A 6,044-nucleotide genomic window follows, 5' to 3' on the forward strand; every position below is an offset into this window, starting at 1 on the left:
CCGAACCATCCGCGCCCTCGACGAACTCGTCATCGAAGGCATCACCACCACAGCGCCCTTCCACAAGAAGATCCTCGAAACCGAGAAATTCGTGAGTGGTGACTTCAACACCGCATTCGTCGCCGAATTCCTATCCCCGATCCACGCCACTACTGCCTAATGTCAAGGCCCGGGTTTGGGACTGTCTCTAGCTCCTCTGTCAAGCGGCGAGGGTGAGCGTGCGGGCGGCGCAGGTTTTTTGGTCGTTGATCAGTGCCCGGTATACGACGTCGGATAGTCGGCGTTTGAGGATACGCAGTGCTTCCATGCCGCCGTCCCCGCCTGCTTTACGGCGGGCCAGAAGCTCTCGCGCGCCCGGGTGGCAACGGGCCTGGGTGAGCGCGATCCGGTGCAGCGCCGCGTTCAGCTGTCTGTTCCCGGTGCGGGAGAGCCGGTGCCGGGCCTTGTTCGAAGACCACACCGGCAGCGGGGCAGTGCCGTTATGGCGTGCGTAGGCGTCCTTGGAGCGGAACCGGGTGACGCCTGCGGTTTCTCCTAGGATCTTCGCCGCCGTCAGGGGCCCGCAACCGACGATCGCCAGCAGCGCCGGAGCGATGACCGTGATCCGGCGGCTGAGTTCGGCAGTGAGTTCATCGATCTCCTCGGTGAGGCGGCGCAGATGGGTCAGGAGCCGCTGGGCGAGGTCGGCGACAATCCCGGAAAAGTCGTCCAGATGGGATTTGATGCGTGTGAACGCGCTGGCCCGGTCGAGGTTGGCCGGGGCCGTCCATGCAGGATCGAGCTCGTGCAGGTGCCAGCGGATCCGGCTGATGATGCGGGTACGTTCGGCGACGAGGTCCTCGCGGTGGTCGACCAGGAGGCGGATCTCGCGTTCGATCCCGTCAAGACGGGCGACGGGCAGATCGGGTTCCCGCAGAGCGGCACGCGCGATCGAGAGAGCGTCGATCGGGTCGGACTTGCCGAACGTGCGGGCGCTGTCCCGGACATGGGACATCAGCTTCGGAGGCACCCGCACGACCTGTTCGCCCGCGGCGAGGAGGTCGCGTTCCAATCGTCTGCTCAGATGCCGGCAGTCCTCGATCGCCCAGAGCCGTTCCTGATCGTCGTGCTTGTTCGCCCATGCCAGCAGGGCGAGATGGTCGCTGCTGGTCGTGCCGATCGTCTTGACCGCGATCTGCCTGCCCACCGCGTCCGCGATCACGGCCGTGTGGGAACGCTTGTGCGCATCGATCCCGATGATCACCATGGTCTTGTCTCCTTTCCTTCTACGGGTAGGGGGCAGGACCGGCCGGTCGGCATATCCCAGTCAGGGGCCCTTGTTGCGGATGAGTTCGGCCTTGAACAGTGAGTTGAACGTCTCGGCGAGGGCATTGTCATAGCTATCGCCCTTGAACCCGACGGAGGCCACAGCGTCTGCTTCCTCGAAGCGCTGGGTGTAGCGGATCGCACGGTACTGGACGGATTCACAGTCGCAACACCTCGATTCTGGAAGTAGCGATGGGCAGGCCGGCAGGCTGGATGAAAGTGGCGACGGGCAGGCCTGTCATGAAATCGCCCGGGAAGCCGTCATTAAGGCGGGACACCGAGCGGGCGTTCTGGCGTGAGATCGCGACGGGGTGTACGAGCGAGCGGGCGGCGACATTGGCTGGCGTGTCGCAAGCGGCCGGAACGCGCTGATTTCCCGGATGATGAGTCCATGCGTATTTCCCATGAGGCGATCTACCAGGCGCTTTACGTTCAGGGCCGCGGAGCGCTCAAACGCGAACTCGTTCTGTACCTGCGCACGGGGCGTGCAATGCGCGTACCAAGAGCTCGGTCGAAGCGGCAGTCCTGGGCTCATGTCACTGAGGAGACCCTCATCAGCAAGCGCCCTCCCGAAGTCGCCGATCGCGCCGTTCCCGGGCACTGGGGAAGGGGACTTGGTGATTGGCCTGCAACGATCGGCGATCGGCACGCTGGTCGAGCGGACGACACGGTTCACGATGCTGATCCACCTATCCCGCGGAGAAGGCTACGGCGTCATCCCACGGACGAAGAACGGACCCGCGCTGGCTGGCTACGGAGCGGTGACGATGGCAGACGCCCTCGCCAAAACGATCACGACACTGCCCCAGCAACTGCGACAATCGGTGACTTGGGATCGCGGCAAAGACTCTCCGACCACGCCAGATTCACCGTCGACCCCGGGGTAAGGGTCTACTTCGCCGTCCCGAAGAGCCCGTGGCAGCGAGGCATGAACGAGAACACGAATGGTCTGCTGCGCCAATACTTCCGGAAGGGCACCGACCTGTCCCGATGGACCAGCGATGATCTCGCAGCGCACTCTCAACACCAGGCCACGCAAAACGCTCGGCTGGAAGACTCCCGCCGAAGCACTGGACGAACAGCTACGATCAGTTCAACAACCCGGTGTTGCGACTGTGATCGCTAGAACTCAAGCAGCGGGCAAACCAACATGCCGCCACCGGTCATTTCTAAATTGCCGTTGACACGGGAACGCGGTGAGTGCCCCGGCGACCAGTCCCCTGTCTCTTAGGAGGAACCGAAAGCGGCCCTGCTCGGACCCATTCTGCTGCACAGGGCGGGTCCGAGCAGGGCTTGGTGATTTAGTTGCGGAAGGGGGTTACCCTAGAGGCTCACACGAGGAACGGCTTCGCTTCCACTCCACGCAGCTCGTAGTCGTTCTCCGGGATGAGCGAGGGATGCTTCACACCCGGAATCACGTACTTCGCAAACATTTCCATGCTTCGGAGGTTGGTCCGATGACCGTAGTTGTCGATCTTGAGGATGATCTCGTTGTAGCCCATCTTCTCGAGTCGCTGGATACGCTCGATCACCTCGTCTGGGGTGCCGATCATCGCAGTCGGTGAGTGCTCAATCAGCCCTTCGATGTCCGTGGTGAAATGCGAAATTTTATCCGCCAGATCCAACAGGTATGCGTATGAATCCCCGCCCTTCTCCTTTTCGCTCTTCGCCACAGTTGAGTACAGGTCAGCGAGGTGAGCAACCAGGCCCAGCGTCGTTTCCCTTGCCTCGTCGATCGCTCGGTCATGAGTTTCCGCGACATGCGCCGGGAACGTCAGGAATGCCCGCCCGGGATTCGCCGGGTACAAGCCACCGATGGGAGCGGCGTTCTTGGAACCTTCGATGTGCGCTTCGACGCAGTCTTTGGCGTAGTCCCAGCCCAAAAAGCTTTCAAGCGTCATTACTCCGATACCGAGCTCACCCGTCATTCTGTGGGATTCAGCACTAGAAGCTGCAGCCCAAACCGGCGGCGGCACCAAGGAGTACGGGCGCGGCGACACGGTGAACGGTTCATCAATGTTGTAGATCTCGCCCTTAAAGGTAAAAGGGTTCTCTTGCATCGCGCGCAGCGTTGCTTCGACCGTCTCGAGCCACTCCTGCCTCGTATTCGTTGGGTCAATGCCGAAAGCCGTCTGGTAGGCAGCGTTATTGGAGCGTGCGCTGCCGAACTCAACCCTGCCCTGAGAAATGGCATCCAAGGTCGCGAGCCGCTCCGCATTGAGAATGGGGTGACCCAGCTCCTTAAGCGTCACAATCGACATTGTTCGGAGCTTGATTCGCTTTGTCAGCGCCGCAACCGCGCCATAAATCGCCTGCGGGGACGAAACGGTCCACGAACTCGGCACCAGGTGCTGTTCAGAGGTGCCCCAGTAATCGAAGCCGAGCTTATCGGCGTGCACCGCTTCATCGATAACCTCTTGGATACGAACAGCAGACGTCGACCCTTTCGCAACCTGGGCCTCGTTAAGAATTCCGAACTTCATTTTTAACCTTCTCCTGATATGTGATCTTCCGCCAACGAGCTCAATCCGGGTAGTGCTATGGACAAGATCGCGACGATGTTCTCGGTAACCCAAGTCTTCGTTTTTGCATGGGCTTTCATTGGCGTATATCCGCATCATGATTCGGCTAGTCTTCCCAGAAGAGCCGGCCTCTGCGAAGTTGAGCCGTACTTCGGGCTCTCGTCAGCTGATAGATGATGGATTCCATATTCTGGTCCCAAAGTCATTGCGACCGGGCCGTGCCCGGTTGGAAGGACATGATCGATGGACCAGATTTACCTTCTTTTCTCAGTTTCCTCCCTCCTAGTGGTTGTAATCTTCGGCACTTGGTGAAATAAACCGCACCAGGCAGGAAGTAGCGGACGGTCCCTAGCGGAAGTCGACGAAACGTTCGGCCTTTTTTGATGCAAGGAGAACAGATCGCGCTGTGCACAACTTGCTGACGCACCGGGCGGCACCTTTCACGAACTTTTACCTGGGTGGCCGCACTGAGATATCGGTCAAACGCTTTGAGATGCAGCGCACTTCGATGAAGTTTTCGCCGAGGCCGCGGTACGCGCAGTATCCAGTCCGTGACCAGTTAGCCCGTGAGTAAGTCTTGCCCGCCGGACAAGGTGATGGTGGTGGCAGAGCTATGTCGCAGGGCAATCAATTTTTGGTACTGGTCACTCGAATACCATGTCTGCGCTGCATGCTCCGAGGGAAAGCCGATCACGACCGCGCGACCCACATCCATTCCCTCAAAGCAATACGACATATTCACGAGGTTCAGTACCGCGCCACCGTGCTCGACGATGGACTCTGTGGCCTTCTGCCCATATTCGGCGAACACTTCATCGTCGATATCCTTAAGGACAGAGATCGCGATGTATGAATAGCGTGTGGCATCCATTTTGTTACCCAACTCACTTTCCGTAATAAAGGAGATCTGATGAGCCCTGAAGGCCGACCACATTAAAGGACACGGGAGATGGGTGCTCCGCTACCTTAGGTTCGAGGCCGTTCGACTTGGCCGCCTGAGCGACCAGCGCCGTGTCCTGAACTTGCAGCGCCAAGGCAACTCGTCCTTGCGTCAGGTCTTCAGACCCGGAGACGAATGCGAGTCGTGTACCGGCGATGGTGAAGAGAACGTATCGTGAGCCGTCCTCAATCAACGCTTCACAGTCGACCAAACTCGCAAGCTGCTTGTACGCGTCTGCGGCGTCTGGCACAGGTATATTAATCGTGATTTTCTCCACGTTGGATGGCATTACGTAACTTCCTTTGCGTCAAACTACTGAAGTGTCATCGGAGGTAAAACGAGCGGCGGCTGCGGCATAGGGTCCGGGGTGGGTGAACCATCACAACTATCCTCGCCTCCATGCCGTCTGTAGCGAGTGGCCCCGACTTCACGAGTCCCCGGCCCGGGCCAGTAGAGGATCCTGCCCTCTTGCAACGTCCTGCGAGTTCCGTGTGCGAGCAGCAAGGCAACGACGAACAAGGTCCTTGTTGACTCCAGCGAGCTGGGCCAAGGAGGCCAGATTTGTGGCTGACCTTCCGGTCCGGCGTTCGGACTCAATGACGGAAGTGACCCGCTCCAAGGCCCAGCGAGGGACCTGTTGCTTGCTCATGAGTGAAGCCTTTGCGGCTCCCCATTTTTGGCTGCCAGGAAAACAGGATAGTGCTTGGCGGCCCAGGTGCGTGTGGCTTCAACATCCCTTTTAAGCTGCTCCGTCAGCTCGACGATAGAAGCGAAGCTGCGCTGGATCCGCAGGTTTTTGAACAATTTTACTTGTAGGTGCTCGCCGTAGATGTCTTGGTCGAAGTCCAGGAGATGGGCCTCAAGTAAACGCTCTCCTTCCGTGTAGAAGGTACTGCGCCGGCCGATCGACACTGCCGCGACGACTGATCCGTGGGAAGGGATTTCGACGATGGCTGTCCACACTCCGTCCTGAATCTGTTCGTTGTGGAGGATGAGGTTAGCGGTGGGGAATCCCAGCAGCCTTCCCCTCGCATCACCATGCTCTACGGTTCCTTCCACGACCGTCACGGTTGCCCCCGAGGTGATGACCGCGGCGAGTTCCCGAGGGGTCTTGGTGTTGATCATGGTTGTACTCCCATCCCTCATCCTCTCCAGGGTGAAAGGTTCAGCGTTTGACACGGATGAGCTTTTTATTGACGAATTCGTCCATTCCGTACTTGCCCAGTTCGCGTCCGAACCCGGATCGCTTCACACCCCCGAATGGCAGTTCAGCGGCT

General features: G+C 59.4%; 7 protein-coding genes and 2 pseudogenes. 2 read left to right on the top strand and 7 right to left on the bottom strand.

Annotated features, from left to right (window positions below; translation table 11 throughout):
• Positions 1-7 precede the first annotated feature (7 nt).
• Entirely contained in the window at positions 8-160 is a 153-nt protein-coding gene (locus PY310_RS21755; protein WP_419095533.1) for a hypothetical protein, read from the top strand.
• 39 nt (positions 161-199) lie between these two features.
• Here the strand turns inward: PY310_RS21755 and PY310_RS21065 are convergent, their stop codons facing one another.
• Positions 200-1,246, bottom strand: coding sequence for an IS110 family RNA-guided transposase (locus PY310_RS21065; protein ID WP_275216580.1), 1,047 nt, complete (start codon positions 1,244-1,246; stop codon positions 200-202).
• Positions 1,247-1,309: 63 nt separating this feature from the next.
• Positions 1,310-1,456, bottom strand: a pseudogene (locus PY310_RS21070) (IS3 family transposase); the annotation flags it as partial.
• A gap of 219 nt (positions 1,457-1,675) precedes the next feature.
• On the opposite strand from PY310_RS21070, the pseudogene PY310_RS21075 reads away from it, so the two are divergent.
• Positions 1,676-2,420, top strand: a pseudogene (locus tag PY310_RS21075) (IS30 family transposase); the annotation flags it as partial.
• 216 nt (positions 2,421-2,636) lie between these two features.
• On the opposite strand, the gene PY310_RS21080 reads toward PY310_RS21075, so the two are convergent.
• The 5 genes from PY310_RS21080 to PY310_RS21100 all read right to left on the bottom strand — a co-directional run.
• Positions 2,637-3,788, bottom strand: a complete 1,152-nt coding sequence (locus PY310_RS21080) for an LLM class flavin-dependent oxidoreductase (RefSeq protein ID WP_275216582.1) — start codon at positions 3,786-3,788, stop codon at positions 2,637-2,639.
• A gap of 598 nt (positions 3,789-4,386) precedes the next feature.
• On the bottom strand, positions 4,387-4,698 hold the full coding sequence (locus PY310_RS21085; RefSeq protein WP_275216583.1) for a DUF1330 domain-containing protein: 312 nt from the start codon (positions 4,696-4,698) through the stop codon (positions 4,387-4,389).
• Positions 4,699-4,711: 13 nt separating this feature from the next.
• Positions 4,712-5,056, bottom strand: a complete 345-nt coding sequence (locus PY310_RS21090; protein WP_275216585.1) for a hypothetical protein — start codon at positions 5,054-5,056, stop codon at positions 4,712-4,714.
• Positions 5,057-5,412: 356 nt separating this feature from the next.
• Positions 5,413-5,892, bottom strand: coding sequence for a riboflavin kinase (locus tag PY310_RS21095; RefSeq protein WP_275216586.1), 480 nt, complete (start codon positions 5,890-5,892; stop codon positions 5,413-5,415).
• 40 nt (positions 5,893-5,932) lie between these two features.
• Positions 5,933-6,044 (bottom strand): aldehyde dehydrogenase family protein (locus tag PY310_RS21100; RefSeq protein ID WP_275216587.1); only part of this gene is annotated, 112 nt, incomplete at its 5' end.

Origin of the sequence: Pseudarthrobacter naphthalenicus (assembly GCF_029076445.1) — a bacterium.
Taxonomy (GTDB): Bacteria; Actinomycetota; Actinomycetes; order Actinomycetales; family Micrococcaceae; genus Arthrobacter; species Arthrobacter naphthalenicus.